Genomic DNA, 15,395 nt, shown 5'->3' with positions numbered 1-15,395 from the left:
GCCAGTATGATGCCTTGCAGGCCTTCTACCTGGAAGGCCTGACGTCAGCGGAAGCGGCGCCACGTTTCGGCTACTCGCCGCGGAATGTTAGGCGAATTCCGGTCCGTGGAAATCCAGGCTAGCGTGCTCTGGAATACTGGGTCGCCCGATCGAGTCGGGCGATGACATCGGGTTTGGTTCCGTTGGCATGGTCACGACTTCACCGCGCCGGCGGTCAGGCCGCCGACCATGTAGCGCCTGAAGGCGTAGTAGATCGCGGCCGGCGGCAGCGCGTAGATGAAGCCGGTGGTCATCAACAGTTCCCAGGGCGAATCGTCGGCGGCAAGGAAGTTGCCGAGCGCGACCGGCAGGGTGATGTCCTTGTCGTTTGACAACAGCAGGAAGGCGTAGAGATATTCGTTCCAGGCGAGCAGCAGCGCGTAGGTGCCGATCGCCACCAGCGACGGCATCATCAAGGGGATGTAGACCAGCCGGAACAGTTGCAGCGTGGTCGCGCCATCCATGATGGCCGCCTCGTCAAGTTCGACCGGCAGCTTGTCAGAGGCCTGCTTGAGCACCCAGATCGCATAAGGGGAAGCGATCGTCACCATCGCCAGGATCAGCGCCCATTGGTTGTTGAGCAGGCCGTAATTGCCCATGGTCCGGTACATCGGAACCGCCAGGAAGGCAGCGGGAATAAAGTAGGTAAAGAGCGCCAGATTCATCACCCAGCGGCCGCCGGGAACGCGCAGCCGCGAGATCGAAAACGCCGCCGCGGTGGCAATAAACAGCGTGAGCGCGCCGACCGTGACCGCGATCACGGTCGAATTGAAGAACTGAACCCAGAAATCCCTCAGGAAATAATGCTGCTGGCGAAACACGATTTCGAAATTATGCAGCGTCGGATGATCGGGCCATAATTTGCCGGCGAAGGCATCCTCCTTGGGCGAGATCGCGAACAGGAACATGTGATAGATCGGCAGCATGGTCCAGATCAGCACGGGAAAGCCGATCAGCAGCAGACGCGCTTCGACGGTCGCCTCGCGCAGGGAGGGGAGCTTCATCGCGACAGCCGTTTCATCATGAAATAGACCAGGGGAAGCACCAGCGGCAGCGCGCACACGATCGCCGCCATCGACAGATCGAGCTGGTCGAGCCGGAGGTAGCGGATGCCCAGCGTCGCCAGCACATGGGTGAGGTCGGCGGGTCCGCCGCCGGTCAGGAGGTAGACGCTGTTGAAGTCGCCGAGCGTCCAGATCATCGAGAGCAGCGTGCAGGTGACATAGAGCATCTGCACCGAGGGCCAGGTGATGAAGCGGAATTTCTGCCACCAGCTGGCGCCGTCGACGTCGGCCGCCTCGAACAGATCGCCTGGGATCGCCAGCCGCCCGGTCATCAGGATCAGGGTCCAGAACGGCAGCGATTTCCAGATATGCACACCGATCGCCATGGTCAGCGCGACGGCGGGATCGTTGAGCCAGTTCGGACCATCTTCGCCGGTCAGCTTGAAGATGGTCTGGTTGACCATGCCCCATTCGGGATTGAACATGAAGCGCACCGACAGGATGGTCGGGATCGAGGGTACCGCCCAGGGCAGGATGAACAGTACCGACAGCCATTTGATCCAGCGGCGTTCCTGGATGAAGAAGCCGGACAGGAACAGCGCCACCACCATCTTGAAATTGATGCCGACCAAGAGGAAGATCAGCGTATTGACCGCCGCGCGCGCGAAAATCGGATCGTGGTAGAGCGCGACATAGCTTGCGGGATGGCGCGCCAGCCACAGCCCGTAGCCGACCGGATAGATCACGAAGGCCGCGAACACGAGCATATAGGGCAAAAGTAGCGCGATGCCCCAGACCTGCGGCGTCGTCAGACGCGTCGACAGCGGCCCGCGGGGGACTGCTTCCTCAGCTGTTGTGACCGTCACCGTTGCCATGGCGCGCCCTCGTTCGACCTCATCCTGAGTTCCCCATCGGCGGCGGCGACCCTCTGCGCATGAAAGTCAGCTCCCATTACGGCGCAGAATTTGAATTTCAATTTCACTTTTGCATTAGAGTCATCTTCTCCCCTCCCCCCGCGAAGCGGTTGGGGGGGTCGGGGGTGGGGGGTGGGGGGTCTATCGGCAGGAACCGCTGCTTCGGCGAACGCCGCGCCACCCCCCACCCCCGACCCCTCCCCACCACGCGCGATGCGCGTGGGGGGAGGGGAGATTATGACTTCATGCTGAGTTACCACCGGCAGCGCCGAGTTGGAATCTCATTCTCACTTTCGTATTAGTTCGCCACTGGCCTTTGGCCGACCCCCTGCCGGCATCGTTGACGTCAACCCGCGACCTGCTTGATGCGGGCAATCAATTCGTCGACCGCCTGATCCACCGGCACCTTCTCGCTCACCACGCGGTTCATGGCCTTGGCCCAGACGTTCTCGTTGTTCAGGACCGTGAATTTGTAGTTCTTGGTGAAGTCGAACGGCTGCGTGCCGCCCGTGAACTGCGCATAAACCGCGCGGCGATGGCGGTCGGCCTGCCAGAACGGGCTCTGCTGTCCGGCTGTCGTGACCGGGAACCAGCGGCCGAGCGCGCCTTCGACGTAAGGCTGCAGGTTTTCCTCCTGCAGCAGGAACTTTACAAATTCCTTGGCCTGCGCCTTGTTTTTCGCGGCGGTGAAGATCACGCCGGTCTTGACGTCGGAGCGATACTTGATCGGCGTGCCATCCGGCTTGTTGGGGAAGGAAGCGGTGATGATGTCTTCCTCATAGGCCTTCTTGCCGGCGGCGCGCTGTTCCGGGGTCAGCGCCGGATTGGTGGAATCCTCGAACCACTTCGCCGCGATCGAGATGGTGAAGTTGTGGGTCATCACAATCGTCTTGTTGTGGAAGGCGACGTTGTTGTCCGGGTCCTTCCAGGTCGTCGAGGACGGCGGCGTGCAGCCCCGGATGTAGATGTCGGTGTAGTCCTTCAGCGCATGGATCAGGCCGTCCCGGACCTTGGGATCGTCGACCAGAAGCTTGCCGTCGTCGTCGACGAGCTTGACGTTGTAGGCATCCATGAAGGTGTAGAACGACTGGAACGAATCGGTCGATTCCACGCCCATCGGCTGGCCGATGCCGTAGATGCGCTGGCCGGTGGCCTTGCGAATCCCCGGCTGCACCTTGTCGCACCAGAACGACCAGTAGTCGGCCCACCCCGTCGGGATGTCGCTGACCTTGAAGCCGGCCTTTTCCAGCATGTCCTTCCAGATCTGGACGTGCATGCTCTGCTGCTTCAACGGGAAGCCGTAATAGGCCTTCTTCTTGGTCTGATCGTTATAGAGCAGCGCGGTCTCCAGCGTGTTCGGCGCGAACGCCGATTTCATCGGCGTCAGGATATCAGTGAGATCCTCGAGCTTGCCCTCGAACGCCCATTTGCCGGCGGCCTGTACGTCGTAGCTGTCGGAATAGGCGACGTCCGGCACCGTGCCGGAGTCCAGCGCCGCCACCGTTTTCGGGATCATGTCCTGGATGGCATATTGCGACAGCTCGACCTTGATGCCGGTCTTGGCCTCGAACTTCCTGATCGCCTCCAGCAGCGCGTCGTCCTCGGACTTGTAGAAGCCCTTGCCGAACCAGACCGTAATCTTATCCTGCGCCATTGCCGGCGCGGCCGCGTGGCACAGCCCAATCGCGGCGGCGAGCACGACGGCGAGCGCCCGTATTCCCCTTGATGTCACGTCATTCTCCCTGATGCGCCGATTTTTTTAACCAGCTGGGTAAAAGCCTACTGCATTCCGGCGGGCCGATCCAGACGGCGCATTCATCTATTCGGTGCGCGAAGGGTCATCGTACAGACCAGGCCGTCCGGCCGGTAGTCGAGATCAACCGTGCCTTCCGGTTCGTGGGCCAAACCGCGCTCGATCACCCGCGAGCCAAATCCTTTGTGTGCCGGGGGCGTGACGGGCGGCCCGCCCTTCTCTCGCCAGCGCAAGAGAAGCCGAACCCCCACCGGCGCCGGCTCCGCCGTCCACTCGATCAGGATTGATCCCGCTCCGCTGGAAAATGCACCGTACTTCACGGCATTGGTCGCAAGCTCATTGAATACAATGCCAAGCGCCAAGGCTGCTTGTGGCGCGAGACGGATGTTCTCGCCCATAACGACAATTCGCTCCGCCCGGCCGTCTGCGACAGCGAAAGGCTCCATGGCATCGTTGATCACATCGCACAACCCTGCACTGTGCCAATTTTCTCGCGTTAACAGGTCGTGCGACCGGGACAGCGCAAACAACCGGGACTCGATCGATTCCCGGATCATCCTGGGATCGGAAGCGGTTCGCAAAGTCTGCCAGACGATCGATTGCACCGTCGAAAGGATGTTCTTCACGCGATGGTTCAGCTCGCCGATAAGCATCCTGGACTGAGCTTCGTCCTCCTTGTGTCTGGTGAGGTCAACGAACGACGCAAAATTCTGAACGACAATACCGTTCTCGTCCCGAACCGGGCTGACGAAGATAGTGGCCCAGAATTCGCTGTTATCCTTCCGGCGGTAACGAATTTCCGATCCACCGTCCGTATTGCCCTTAAACTCGGCGGCAATATGCGCCAGCGCCTCCGTATCGGCAGGCTGCGCCATCAGGAAATTAAAGCTTTGGCCGAGCACCTCTTCCCGGCCGTATCCCGTCAAGGAAAGAAAGCTGTCATTGGCAAAGATGATAGGATTGCCGAATTCCTTTGCATCCGTAAACACCATCGCCATTCGCGTGGTTTCGGCGGCAACGACGAACGGGCCAAGGTTCTTCCGAAAGCCGTCGACTGCGGCTTCGGCGACTTTCTGCTCGTTGGACTTGTTTGCTGTCTCAGACACAGAGTTCGATCCGGTTATTGGCAGCCACGCGACACGAATCTTACCGTGTTGCTCGGCGGCAACCAGCGCTGCTTTGCCCTGCGATATCGGCATTCAGTTCGTCCCCGCGCCGGGGCGGTTTTTTGGGTTCGGAAAGCTTTGCGATGGAAGAACGAGGGAACGGACCGATTGAACATGACGCTTCCCTTGATGCGGCGGGAGCGCAACGCTCCCAGTCACCGCCGGGACGGGCGGTGATCGATCCAGCATGACGTTTCGGGTCCCGACTGGTTGGCCAATATAGCTCATTCTCAAAAATTTAAAGCTGCCACCAAACCAGGCGACCGATTCCGTCGGCATGATCTTTTCCAATGTGATCGCCTTTCTATAAGCTGTCTAGCTTCAACCCGGTCCGAAAAGCTGCAATTGCTCTTGGTACTAAAATAAGGTTTCCACCCGCCGCCTACACTCTAAGATTGCAAGAACCTTCGATTCGATCTGAGGGGAGGGAACTCGTGGGGAAGCCCGCCAAGGACATGTTCGACCCCAAGGTCTTCCTCGCCAAAGTTGGGATGGGGAAGGCGATTCTGGGATACCGGAAGAATAAAATTATTTTCGCGCAGGGAGAGGTCGCGGAATCGGTTTTTTACGTTCAAAAAGGCAGGGTCAAGCTCACTGTCATATCCGAGCAAGGCAAGGAAGCGGTGGTCGGAATTCTAGAGCCCGGACAATTCTTCGGCGAAGGGTGCCTGAATGGCCGTCCGCTTCGGATCGGCACCTCGATGGCGATGGAGGACTGCGTCATCACATCGATTACCAAGGACGCGATGAACGCCGTCCTTGATGGCGAGCCGAAATTCTCCGAGCTGTTCATGGCGTATCTCCTGACCCGGAATGGTCGGATCGAAGAGGATTTGGTCGACCAGCTGTTCAATTCCAGCGAAAAGCGGCTAGCGCGTCTGCTGCTGTTGCTCGCCCATTTCGGAAAAGATGGCCCGCCGCGACCTGTTCTTGCCGCGATCAGTCAGGAAACACTGGCGGAGATGATCGGCACCACCCGATCCCGCGTGAGTTTTTTCATGAACAAATTCCGGAAGCTGGGCTTGATCGACTACAACGGAACAATAAAGGTCCATAACTCGCTGTTAAACGCCGTTCTGCACGACAAGCCGCACATTGCAGCCGACCGGGCGGTCGACAGGGAATAGTGCATGAAGGCGGAAACGGCGGGCTGTTCAGCCCATCCGGCCAGCCCTGCTCTTGCTTCGTCCCCTGCCTCCTTGACCAATTCGACGGCAAGCGTCCGCAGGAGCGGGTCGTCTCGACAATCAGGATGACCGGCGCAGGTCTGTCCCCACCGCGTCCATCATGTCAATGAAGCAAATAATTGGGGGGTGCGGGGTCATCGGACAGCCCCGGAACCACTTGATCAGTCCAAGCACCTGCCATCCGAAGGCAATGCGCCTTGAAATCCGGGTTTAGGGTTTCTCGGGAGAGTTGCAGCAAGTCCGACGCCAGACGCAGGCACTCTAATTCACGCTTTTGCTCGTCGTTGGACTCAGACACGGCGCACCTCCTTGGCAGGGGTGAGTTGTCGCACGCCGTGCGGCGCCTTGTCTGTGGTGCACGCCACAGAGCACCAGGCAAGAGTTTGCCCGAATTCATCTGCAGTCGCATAGCGCCTGCCGCAATGGACGTCTCCCGCCGTTGAGCGCCGACGGTCTGGCGAGCTCACCAAGAGCATACCGCTAGCTTTCGGACCCCGGGGACGCAGCCCGGCGGCAAGAGCCCCGCAGCGCGTCTGGGACACCAGCCTGCCTTACACGTTTCATCCGAGCGGACCTTCGGGGGCTTGCCAGGCACGTCCGGCCAAGCGACACTTTGCTTCGATCGGACGCCATCAGCTGGTGCACGGTCTCGCTCGGACGCCAAGATCCGAAAATCAGGGAGGCCAGAGAAATGCTCTCATCCGTTCGCTTGCCCGGTTTTACCGTCGCCGCAACGCTGCTTCTCGGCATTCCCTTTGCGTTCAGCCAGGAACAAAACCTCGCCAAGCCGAGCGAAGTTGGCTTCGCCAGCGCAGGCCTTGCCCGCATCGACGCCTATATCAAGAACGAGATCGCCGCAAACAAGATTCCGGGTGCGATCATGATGATCCAGCGCAACGGAAAGACCGCCTACTTCGAAAGCTTCGGCGTTCGGGACCCCGGCACCAAGGAGCCCATGACGCCCGACACCATCTTCCGCATCTACTCGATGTCCAAACCGATCACGACGGTGGCCGCGATGATGCTGGTCGAAGAGGGCAGGCTGCAGCTCGACGATCCCCTGTCGAAATACATCCCGGCATTCGCGAATGCCAAAGTGGGCATCGAGAAGGCGGAGGATGGAACGACCACCCTGGACATGGTCCCGGCCAGGCGTCCCATCACCATCCAGGACCTGATGCGACACACTTCCGGTATCACCTACGGCTTCTTCGGCGAGGGCATGGTCAAGAAGGCCTACGTCGACGCTCACCTGTTTGCCGGCGACGTCGACAATGCCGCCTTCGCGGAACGTATCGCCAGCTTGCCCCTGGCCTATCAGCCGGGCACGACCTGGGACTACAGTCACTCGACCGATGTCCTGGGCCGGGTGATCGAAGTAGTCTCCGGGAAATCGCTCTACCAGTTCGAAAAAGAACGGCTGCTCGATCCGCTCGGCATGAAGGACACGAGCTTCTACGTCACCGATGCCGCCAAGAAGGCGCTGGTGGCGGAGCCCTTCCCGAACGATCGGAAGATCGGCAACGATGCCGAAATGGATGATCCGCGCGTCGCGAAGAAGTGGGAGTCAGGCGGCGGAGGCATGGTGTCCACGATCCCTGACTATGCGCGTTTCGCGCAGATGGTACTCAATGGCGGCACGTTGGACGGCAAGCGATATCTGAGCCCGAAGACGATCGCCTACATGGGATCGAACCATATCGGCCCCGGCTCCGGCGTGATTCCCGGCCCCTACTATTTGCCGGGGGCGGGCTTCGGGTTCGGACTGGGCTTTGCCGTCCGCACCGAGGCCGGTGTGAGCCCGGCGGAAGGCTCGATCGGCGAGATGAACTGGTCCGGCGCGGGCGGCACGACTTTCTGGATCGACCGCAAGGAAAACATGTTCGTGGTCTTCATGGCGCAGACGGTCTCGCAGCGAACGAGGATCAGAGTGGCTCTGAAGAACCTCGTGTACGGAGCCTTTGACGAGTAAGTCATGACCGCGGGCGCCGGGCGCGACAGGGGGCGCTCACAAAGAAGTGAGGCGGCATGGGGAGCCAGCGTGTCGCCTTTCGCGCCTTCTCATTCGTCCTGTGTCCAGAGAGCTGGAACGGAGACATGGAATGAACAATTCTCGCTATCGCTGGGTCATTGTGGCGGCCGGCGGCCTGTTGGGCTGTGTTGCAATCGGCGGCATGTTTTCGCTGCCCGTTTTGCTGCAGCCGATGGCGCGGGATACCGGCTGGTCGGTCGCCGGTGTATCCAGTGCCATGACGATCGGCTTTCTTGCGATGGCCTCCACGAGCATGATCTGGGGGACGTTGTCGGATCGGGTCGGGGCGCTCCCGGTGGTGCTGACCGGCTCAATCGTCATCGCGGCAAGCCTGGCGCTGGCGAGCCGTGCGACCTCATTGATCGAATTTCAGCTGCTCTTCGGCCTGCTTTTGGGAGCGGCGACTGCCGCCATCTTCGCGCCGATGATGGCCTGCGTCACCGGCTGGTTCGACACCAATCGCAGCCTTGCGGTGTCGCTGGTGTCGGCCGGCATGGGGATGGCGCCGCTGACCATGTCGCCGCTCGTGGCCTGGCTCGTCTCCAGCCATGACTGGCGAACCACGATGCAGATCCTTGCCGTCGTCGTCGCGGCCTTCATGATTCCGGCCGCGCTGCTGGTGCGCCGCCCGCCCGCGCTCGCGGGCGGTGCCGTTGCGTCAGGCGATGTCCGGCCGCAATCGGAGATGTCGCTCTCGCAGGCTCTCAGGTCGCCGCAGTTCATCATCCTCATCGCGACGAATTTTTTCTGCTGCGCCACGCATTCCGGTCCGATCGTCCACACCGTGAGCTACGCCATCAGTTGCGGCATCCCGATGCTGGCCGCGGTTTCGATCTACAGCGTGGAAGGGCTGGCGGGATTGGGCGGCCGCATCGCCTTCGGCCTGCTCGGCGACCGTTTGGGCGCCAAGCGCGTTCTGGTCGGGGGGCTGCTGGTCCAGGCGTTCGGTGCGCTGGGCTACGTCTTCGTGCGCGAGCTGTCCGCGTTCTATGCGGTCGCCGCGTTGTTCGGCTTCGTCTATGCCGGCGTCATGCCGCTCTACGCGGTGCTGGCGCGGGAAAATTTCCCGTTGAAGATGATGGGCACCGTGATCGGCGGCACCGCGATGGCGGGCAGTCTCGGCATGGCCACGGGACCGATTGCCGGCGGCCTGATCTACGATACCTTCGCGAGCTACGCGTGGCTCTATATCGGCGCGTGGGGCATGGGCCTCGGCGCGTTCCTGATGGCCTTGAGCTTCCGGCCGTTTCCAAATGCGCAGGCTGCGCCAGTGCCGGCGTGATCCGAGCCGGGCCTGGATGACGCATCCGCATGACCTGACTTCGCGCGCCGCCCGGCGCTTCGATCGCAACCCCAATCAAGGAGCCTCCGATGACTGAGCCGTTCATGGTCCGGCAAGAGACCCAGATCGCAGCTTCGCCCGCGACCGTCTTCGCCTTCCTGACCGATCCCGAAAAGATCATCCGCTGGATGGGCACCGACGCGGAGACCGAGATACATCCGGGCGGGCTCTATCTCCTCAAGGGTGTCAACAACCGCCGCGTGGCGCGCGGCACGTTCCGCGAGGTCGTGCCGGTGCACCGGCTAGCCTACAGCTTTGGTTGGGACGGCGATGAGGAGGTGCCGCCGGGATCGGGTCTGATCGAGATTGACCTGATCGATCGGGACGGCGGCACTTTGCTGCGCATGACCCATAGCGGTCTTCCCAACGCGGCGCAGCGCGCCGGCCACGCCAAGGGTTGGGCGCATTACGTTGGCAGGCTGGGGATCGCGGCCGCAGGCGGAAATCCCGGCGCCGATCCTGGCCCAGGGAAGGGCGAAGCGTAGCGCGACATCCGATCGGCGGCTGCGTGAATGCGCCGGTCTGCGGCCGTCCGCCGGGCAGCGGAGCCGTCGACACCAGCAATCACGCGGCCGCGGCCATCGGCCAGCGCGTGCCGGTGTCGGCGGGCTTGCGCGGTTGCCGGTCGTATGCGGGAGCGTCGCAGAGCGCGAAGTAGGCTTCGAGCTCCCTCAGGGCGAGATGCTCCCACGCCTCGGCCTGCTCCAATAGAGTGCGGCTCTGATGCGGACGAAAGGCCGCGGTTTGACGGTACAGCGAAGCGATCGCGCGATATCGGCGGACGTTTTCGTGGATGGCTTTTCCACTCACAGCCATGACATTTTCCCCAGTCCCAGTCTGCAGTGATCGGAAGTCTCGATTCAACGTTTTTCCATTTCGTTAGCGCGCCCGGCAAAAGACGAAAATGGTTTCCGAATGATTGACGAGCGATTCCGTGAAACCTATCGATTCAGGCCAGGGGCGTTGTGCTCTCACTCCCTCTCCCGCTCTTCGCGGGGGAGGGTGGGGTGGGGGCGCTACTCGGGGACTGCCGACTTGTCCGCCGAAGCCTCTGGCGAAGGCGGATGTGGCTTTCCCCCACCCCAGCCCTCCCCCGCGAAGAGCGGGAGAGGGGGCGCAGCATCGCGAGCATTTTACATTGGCGGCATGATCAGAACATCAAAATCACTGCACTGGAGGCATCAATATGATTTTGTCCAACTTGAACACGGTGCAACTGCTATGACCAAAGCCGGCCTCTCCGATATCTACCGAAACTACATTGCCTGCCTGAACAAACAGGACTGGCCGAATCTGGGGCAGTTCGTTCATGAGCAAGTTCGTTACAACGGCGAGCGGATCGGGTTATCAGGCTATCGCGAGATGCTGGAGGGAGATTTTCGTGCGATTCCAGACCTCTATTTTGACATCCGTCTGCTGATTTCCGAACCACCTCGTCTAGCGAGCCGTCTGAGCTTCGACTGCACGCCGAAAGGAATCCTGTTTGGCCTCCCTGTCAACGGCAAGAGAATAGCGTTCACCGAAAACGTATTCTATGAGTTCCGAGATGAACGGATCGAGAAAGTATGGTCGGTCATAGACAAGGCCGCTATCGAATCCCAGCTTTAGTGCTTCTCCCCTCCCTCCGTCCGGCGTTGCGCAGCGAAGCCGGATGGCGGGGAAGGGTCGGGGGTGGGGGCGCCACGAGCACCGCCGCCGGCGAGAGACCCCCCACCCCCGACCCCTCCCCGCCGCTTCGCGGAGGGAGGGGAGCAGAGAGTCTTCGCCCATCACGCTTTTGCCGGCGCCGCGGCCGCTCCGATTTCCGCCAGCGTTGATCAAGTGGTCGTTGAGCGATCGAGCTTCGCGACGAGGCTGTGGAAGATGGCTTCGAAGCCGGGATCATGGTTTTCGGGATGGGCGCGGATCATCTCAATGACCTTTCGATAGCAATCAGCCGCTTTCTGGTTGTCGCCTCTTGCCTGGTAGACCATGCCGAGGCGGTCCCAGCCGTCATGCGCCTCGGGGAAGCGTTCGAGCAGGTGGCGGGCGACCCCCTCGGCTTCGTCGAGCCTGCCCTCGTCGATAAGATCGATGGCGGCATCGGAATTCGCGGTGAGCTCGTCCTCGCCCTCGTCCTCGGCATCGTCGGTGTCGATGTCGAATTCGTCGAAGCTGTTGACGATGTCGACGTCGACGATGGGGCGCCATGCGGCAGCGGCAAGGCGTTCGCGCTCAAGATCGGCCGCCACATCCTTGTCGAGGCAGCAGCGTTTGTACTTCTTGCCGCTGCCGCAGGGGCAGGGATTATTGCGTCCGGGCTTGGCCATCACGGTCTCCCCTTCGACAGCAAGGAGGCATCCGATCCGCCTTACGGCTTACGAACGCGCAACGTAATCGTCAATCCGGCTTCGCCGCGCCCACCGCCGCCGGCTCACTCGCCGGCGCCGCCGCCGCATCCGGCACCGCCGCCGGCTTCGCCCCGCCCCCCGTAAACCGCTCCAGCACCGAGCGCACCGCATCGCGCGTCTTGCGGTCCTTGAGCGCGTCGAGCAAGGGCGCGGACGCCGGCGAGCGCCGTATCAGGCTTTCCGGATCCGGGAAGATCAGGGGATCGTCCCACGGGCCCTGCACCACGAACGGCAGATCGAAAGTTTGCCCGCCTGATGGCGCCGACGTCAGGCTGGCGATGCCCTTGAGGTCGTATTCGCGCGCCGGCACCGAGGAGGTGCCGGTCAGGGTGATGCGCGTCGCCGGGCCTTCGACGCGGACATCCTGGGCGGTGGCGATCCCGTCTGCGAATTTCACCGCGATGGTCATGGTGTCGTAGGGCGTCGCGCCGCCGCGAAAACTGCCGGTGCCGGACAGCGGCTGGCGTTGCAGCCGCCGCAGCAACTGCTCGACATTGAAGCCTGCGATGGCGCCGTCATGGCCGGTCAGCGTGGCGGTGCCGTCGAGCGATTGCGCCAGGCCGAACGGGCTCGCCCCCGAGGCGGTCAGCGCGAGGTTGAGGTTGCCGTGGCCGGTCAAGTTGTTGATGCCGAACAATTCGCCGGCGCAGGATTGCAGATCGACGTCGGTGAACTGCAGCTGCGCCTTGATGTCGGCGACCGCATCCGAGCGCGCTATTCCGAACGAGCCCTTGGCGACCCCGCCATACACCTGCGCCTCGCCGACGGAGAGCGCCAGCGCGCCGCCGCGCATATTGGCGCCGACCGCGGTGCGGCCGAGTTTGGTCGAGCCGACCGTCACCCGCGCCGCCGACAGGCGCATGTCGAGGTCAGTGGATGACAGTGCGTTGACATCGAACAGCTGCCGGTTCCAGTCGTGGGCGCCACCGGCGAGCAGGCGGAAGGTCGAGATGTAGGGCGTGAAGTCGAGCGCGTCGGCGGCCAGCGTCGCCTGCAGCGTCTGGCGGCCATTATTGGCGAAAGTGATCACGCCTTCGGCGACGTTGCCGTCGAGTTCGACATTGACGTTGGTCAGCGCGATCGACGGGCCGACGACGTTGGCGCGCGCCTTCAGCGCGAAGCGGCCGAACCCCCCGCTGCCTGGTTGGGCCTGGCCGGTCCAGCGCAGGGCGTCGCGCAGGGACGGGCTGTCGATGGTCAGCGTGCCTTCCATCATCATGCTGGTGCGATCGGCGATGGCGCCGTCGAAAGCCAGTTTTACGGGCGCGCTGGCGAGCCGCGCCTTCAGGCCGGAGCGCTCGCCCGACAGCGCTGCGATGAAGTCGGCGATGCTGATCGAGCCATCGACGCGCTCGCCGCGCCAATTGAATTGCCCGGTCGCCGCGAACGAACGCGAGATCGAGGGCCAGGCCAGGGAAAGGTCGATATCGTCAAGCTTTTCGGAGGCGTGATGGGCGGCGTCCTGGTAGCTCATCACCCCGTCCTGGACTCTGATTTCCGAGAACGACACCTGGCTGTCGGCGCCCGGTGTCATGGTGCGCGCGATGGTCTCGAGGAATGGCGTCCAGTTGCTGTCGCCATTGGCCTCGCGGATGACGTGGATCTGCGGGCGCAGCATCATGACGTCGGCGATCTCGAAACGCTGCAGCAACAGCGGCAGCAAGCGCAGATTGGCGGTCAGAACGTCGACGTTGAGCGCAGGCGCCAAGGTGCCGCCGCCCTTCAGGCCGACGTCGTGGAAGGACACGTAGCTTCCGGGAAAGACCGACACATCGATATTGCCCTTGACCACGAGATCGAGGCCGGTCACGGCCCGGATTTGCGCCTCGACGGCCTGGCGCAGGGCGTCCCGATTGAGCAACCAGGAGGTCGCGATCAGGCCAACCAACACCACGCCGAGAAAGGCCGCGATCGGCGTCCCCAGGCGTTTCATTCCTTGGGCCATCGTCAATGACATAATCCTGGTCGGGTTGATGTCGTCGGGTTGTTGCTTGAAAAAACGGGCGAGCCGGCTAGGCCCATGCCACCCGGCGCAACTTGAGGGCTTTTCTTGACGCTTTCAAGGCCATGCCCCACGTTACCCGCTGGCGCCCATGCCCGTCATTGACGCATTGCGAAGATTTCGCCTAATAATCCCAGGTAGCATCCTCTCGCGGCGCCTTTCCTCCATTCAGGTCGCATTTTCATGAACAAGGTCTACCCCGACGCCAAATCGGCACTCGACGGCATTCTCAGAGACGGCATGATGATCATGTCCGGCGGTTTCGGTCTTTGCGGGATCGCCGAAGCGCTGTCAGAGGCGATCCGGGACTCCGGGGTGAAGAACCTGACCGTGGTCTCCAACAACGCCGGCGTCGACGGTATCGGGTTAAGCCGGCTGCTGGAGACGCGGCAGATCAAGAAGATGATTTCGTCCTATGTCGGCGAGAACAAGCTGTTCGCCCATCTGTTCCTCGCCGGGGAACTTGAGCTTGAATTCGCTCCGCAGGGCACGCTGGCCGAGCGTATCCGCGCCGGTGGCGCCGGCATTCCGGCCTTCTATACCAAGACCGGCGTCGGTACCCTGGTGGCCGAGGGCAAGGAAGTGAAGGAATTCGACGGCGAGAAATACCTGATGGAGCGCGGCCTGTTCGCCGACCTCGCCATCGTCCACGCCTGGAAGGGCGATACAGCAGGCAATCTGGTCTACCGCAAGACCGCGCGCAATTTTAATCCGATGATGGCCACGGCTGCGAAAATCACCGTGGCCGAGGTCGAGCACCTGTTGCCCGCCGGCCAGATCGATCCCGATCAAATCCATACCCCCGGCATCTTCGTCAAGCGCATCATTCGGGTCGGAACCGGCCTGAAACGCATCGAGCAGCGCACCACGCGCAAGCGCGAGGCCGCGGCTGCCGCAACCGGAGAGGAAGTCTGATGGCCTGGACCCGCGATCAAATGGCTGCCCGCGCCGCGAGGGAATTGCGCGACGGCTATTACGTCAATCTCGGCATCGGCATTCCGACGCTGGTTTCCAACTATATTCCGGCGGGCGTCGACGTGCAGCTGCAGAGCGAGAACGGAATGCTCGGCATGGGGCCTTTTCCCTATGAGGGCGAGGAAGACCCCGATCTGATCAACGCCGGCAAGCAGACCGTGACCGAATTGCCGACGACCAGCTATTTCTCCTCGGCCGATTCCTTCGGCATGGTGCGCGGCGGCCATATCGACCTGTCGATATTGGGCGCGATGCAGGTGGCGCAGAACGGCGATCTCGCCAACTGGATGATCCCCGGCAAGGTGGTCAAGGGCATGGGCGGCGCCATGGACCTGGTCGCCGGCGTCAAGCGCGTGGTGGTGGTGATGGAGCATTCCGCCAAGGACGGCGCCAAACTCCTCAAGCAATGCAACCTGCCGCTAACGGGCGAGCGGGTGGTGGACATGGTGGTGACCGATCTCGCCGTATTCACCATCGACAAGCACGGCCAAAGCGGCATGGCCCTGATCGAACTCGCCGACGGCGTCACGCTGGACGAAGTCAAGGCCAAGACCGAAGCCGAATTCCGGGTGGCGCTGGCGAATACCTGAC

Annotated in this window: 15 protein-coding genes and 1 pseudogene; 7 read left to right on the top strand and 9 right to left on the bottom strand. The window is 62.1% G+C overall.

Annotation, left to right across the window (positions count from 1 at the left end; all coding sequences use genetic code 11):
* Positions 1 to 191: 191 nt before the first annotated feature.
* From ABSG20_RS00250 to ABSG20_RS00235, 4 genes are all read right to left on the bottom strand, one after another.
* Positions 192 to 1,043, bottom strand: coding sequence for a carbohydrate ABC transporter permease (locus ABSG20_RS00250; protein WP_423862456.1), 852 nt, complete (start codon positions 1,041 to 1,043; stop codon positions 192 to 194).
* Positions 1,040 to 1,918, bottom strand: a complete 879-nt coding sequence (locus tag ABSG20_RS00245) for a carbohydrate ABC transporter permease (RefSeq protein WP_423862455.1) — start codon at positions 1,916 to 1,918, stop codon at positions 1,040 to 1,042. Before ABSG20_RS00245 ends, ABSG20_RS00250 begins: the two co-directional genes overlap by 4 nt.
* A 385-nt stretch (positions 1,919 to 2,303) precedes the next feature.
* Positions 2,304 to 3,689 (bottom strand): ABC transporter substrate-binding protein, encoded by a 1,386-nt coding sequence (locus tag ABSG20_RS00240; RefSeq protein WP_423862454.1) that lies wholly within the window; start codon positions 3,687 to 3,689, stop codon positions 2,304 to 2,306.
* 83 nt (positions 3,690 to 3,772) lie between these two features.
* Positions 3,773 to 4,909 (bottom strand): HWE histidine kinase domain-containing protein, encoded by a 1,137-nt coding sequence (locus ABSG20_RS00235; protein WP_423862453.1) that lies wholly within the window; start codon positions 4,907 to 4,909, stop codon positions 3,773 to 3,775.
* A 401-nt stretch (positions 4,910 to 5,310) separates the two neighbouring features.
* Here ABSG20_RS00235 and ABSG20_RS00230 point away from each other — a divergent pair, with 401 nt between their 5' ends.
* On the top strand, positions 5,311 to 6,003 hold the full coding sequence (locus ABSG20_RS00230) for a Crp/Fnr family transcriptional regulator (protein ID WP_423862452.1): 693 nt from the start codon (positions 5,311 to 5,313) through the stop codon (positions 6,001 to 6,003).
* A gap of 163 nt (positions 6,004 to 6,166) precedes the next feature.
* On the opposite strand, the gene ABSG20_RS00225 is transcribed toward ABSG20_RS00230, so the two are convergent.
* On the bottom strand, positions 6,167 to 6,361 hold the full coding sequence (locus ABSG20_RS00225; RefSeq protein ID WP_423862451.1) for a hypothetical protein: 195 nt from the start codon (positions 6,359 to 6,361) through the stop codon (positions 6,167 to 6,169).
* Between the two features lie 393 nt (positions 6,362 to 6,754).
* Between ABSG20_RS00225 and ABSG20_RS00220 the strand changes: the two genes are divergently transcribed.
* The 3 genes from ABSG20_RS00220 to ABSG20_RS00210 all read left to right on the top strand — a co-directional run bounded on the left by ABSG20_RS00220 (position 6,755) and on the right by ABSG20_RS00210 (position 9,922).
* On the top strand, positions 6,755 to 8,035 hold the full coding sequence (locus ABSG20_RS00220) for a serine hydrolase domain-containing protein (RefSeq protein ID WP_423862450.1): 1,281 nt from the start codon (positions 6,755 to 6,757) through the stop codon (positions 8,033 to 8,035).
* A 130-nt stretch (positions 8,036 to 8,165) separates the two neighbouring features.
* The gene (locus ABSG20_RS00215; RefSeq protein ID WP_423862449.1) at positions 8,166 to 9,377 is read left to right on the top strand and encodes an MFS transporter; all 1,212 of its coding nucleotides are present in this window, start codon (positions 8,166 to 8,168) and stop codon (positions 9,375 to 9,377) included.
* Positions 9,378 to 9,466: 89 nt separating this feature from the next.
* Positions 9,467 to 9,922 carry an SRPBCC family protein gene (locus ABSG20_RS00210; RefSeq protein ID WP_423862448.1) on the top strand — a complete coding sequence of 152 codons (456 nt, stop codon included), beginning with the start codon at positions 9,467 to 9,469 and terminating at the stop codon, positions 9,920 to 9,922.
* Between the two features lie 79 nt (positions 9,923 to 10,001).
* On the opposite strand, the gene ABSG20_RS00205 is transcribed toward ABSG20_RS00210, so the two are convergent.
* On the bottom strand, positions 10,002 to 10,253 hold the full coding sequence (locus ABSG20_RS00205) for a hypothetical protein (protein ID WP_423862447.1): 252 nt from the start codon (positions 10,251 to 10,253) through the stop codon (positions 10,002 to 10,004).
* A gap of 405 nt (positions 10,254 to 10,658) precedes the next feature.
* On the opposite strand from ABSG20_RS00205, the gene ABSG20_RS00200 reads away from it, so the two are divergent.
* Complete coding sequence (locus ABSG20_RS00200) at positions 10,659 to 11,045, top strand: ester cyclase (protein WP_423862463.1); 387 nt, start codon at positions 10,659 to 10,661, stop codon at positions 11,043 to 11,045.
* A 209-nt stretch (positions 11,046 to 11,254) separates the two neighbouring features.
* Here the strand turns inward: ABSG20_RS00200 and ABSG20_RS00195 are convergent, their stop codons facing one another.
* The 3 genes and pseudogenes from ABSG20_RS00195 to ABSG20_RS00185 all read right to left on the bottom strand — a co-directional run bounded on the left by ABSG20_RS00195 (position 11,255) and on the right by ABSG20_RS00185 (position 13,772).
* Positions 11,255 to 11,668 (bottom strand): tetratricopeptide repeat protein, encoded by a 414-nt coding sequence (locus ABSG20_RS00195; RefSeq protein ID WP_423862462.1) that lies wholly within the window; start codon positions 11,666 to 11,668, stop codon positions 11,255 to 11,257.
* 9 nt (positions 11,669 to 11,677) lie between these two features.
* Positions 11,678 to 11,746, bottom strand: a pseudogene (locus ABSG20_RS00190) (SEC-C metal-binding domain-containing protein); the annotation flags it as partial.
* A gap of 70 nt (positions 11,747 to 11,816) precedes the next feature.
* Positions 11,817 to 13,772 carry an AsmA family protein gene (locus ABSG20_RS00185; RefSeq protein ID WP_423862461.1) on the bottom strand — a complete coding sequence of 652 codons (1,956 nt, stop codon included), beginning with the start codon at positions 13,770 to 13,772 and terminating at the stop codon, positions 11,817 to 11,819.
* Positions 13,773 to 14,012: 240 nt separating this feature from the next.
* On the opposite strand from ABSG20_RS00185, the gene ABSG20_RS00180 reads away from it, so the two are divergent.
* Both ABSG20_RS00180 and ABSG20_RS00175 read left to right on the top strand, forming a co-directional pair.
* Complete coding sequence (locus ABSG20_RS00180; RefSeq protein WP_423862446.1) at positions 14,013 to 14,744, top strand: CoA transferase subunit A; 732 nt, start codon at positions 14,013 to 14,015, stop codon at positions 14,742 to 14,744.
* Positions 14,744 to 15,394 carry a 3-oxoacid CoA-transferase subunit B gene (locus ABSG20_RS00175; RefSeq protein ID WP_423862445.1) on the top strand — a complete coding sequence of 217 codons (651 nt, stop codon included), beginning with the start codon at positions 14,744 to 14,746 and terminating at the stop codon, positions 15,392 to 15,394. Before ABSG20_RS00180 ends, ABSG20_RS00175 begins: the two co-directional genes overlap by 1 nt.
* Position 15,395: the final 1 nt, after the last annotated feature.

The sequence above is a fragment of the Bradyrhizobium sp. genome, from assembly GCF_049512235.1.
Classification (GTDB): Bacteria; Pseudomonadota; Alphaproteobacteria; order Rhizobiales; family Xanthobacteraceae; genus Bradyrhizobium.
Note: the sequence above shows the minus strand (reverse complement) of the source record. Positions and strands in the feature narration are given on the sequence as shown.

Excerpts from the sequence above, each read along its gene's own strand:
- ABSG20_RS00250 (WP_423862456.1), bottom strand. The coding sequence starts at position 1,043 with ATGAAGCTCCCCTCCCTGCGCGAGGCGACCGTCGAAGCGCGTCTGCTG.
- ABSG20_RS00245 (WP_423862455.1), bottom strand. The coding sequence starts at position 1,918 with ATGGCAACGGTGACGGTCACAACAGCTGAGGAAGCAGTCCCCCGCGGG.
- ABSG20_RS00235 (WP_423862453.1), bottom strand. The coding sequence starts at position 4,909 with ATGCCGATATCGCAGGGCAAAGCAGCGCTGGTTGCCGCCGAGCAACAC.
- ABSG20_RS00220 (WP_423862450.1), top strand. The coding sequence starts at position 6,755 with ATGCTCTCATCCGTTCGCTTGCCCGGTTTTACCGTCGCCGCAACGCTG.
- ABSG20_RS00215 (WP_423862449.1), top strand. The coding sequence starts at position 8,166 with ATGAACAATTCTCGCTATCGCTGGGTCATTGTGGCGGCCGGCGGCCTG.
- ABSG20_RS00210 (WP_423862448.1), top strand. The coding sequence starts at position 9,467 with ATGACTGAGCCGTTCATGGTCCGGCAAGAGACCCAGATCGCAGCTTCG.
- ABSG20_RS00205 (WP_423862447.1), bottom strand. The coding sequence starts at position 10,253 with ATGGCTGTGAGTGGAAAAGCCATCCACGAAAACGTCCGCCGATATCGC.
- ABSG20_RS00200 (WP_423862463.1), top strand. The coding sequence starts at position 10,659 with ATGACCAAAGCCGGCCTCTCCGATATCTACCGAAACTACATTGCCTGC.
- ABSG20_RS00185 (WP_423862461.1), bottom strand. The coding sequence starts at position 13,772 with ATGGCCCAAGGAATGAAACGCCTGGGGACGCCGATCGCGGCCTTTCTC.
- ABSG20_RS00180 (WP_423862446.1), top strand. The coding sequence starts at position 14,013 with ATGAACAAGGTCTACCCCGACGCCAAATCGGCACTCGACGGCATTCTC.
- ABSG20_RS00175 (WP_423862445.1), top strand. The coding sequence starts at position 14,744 with ATGGCCTGGACCCGCGATCAAATGGCTGCCCGCGCCGCGAGGGAATTG.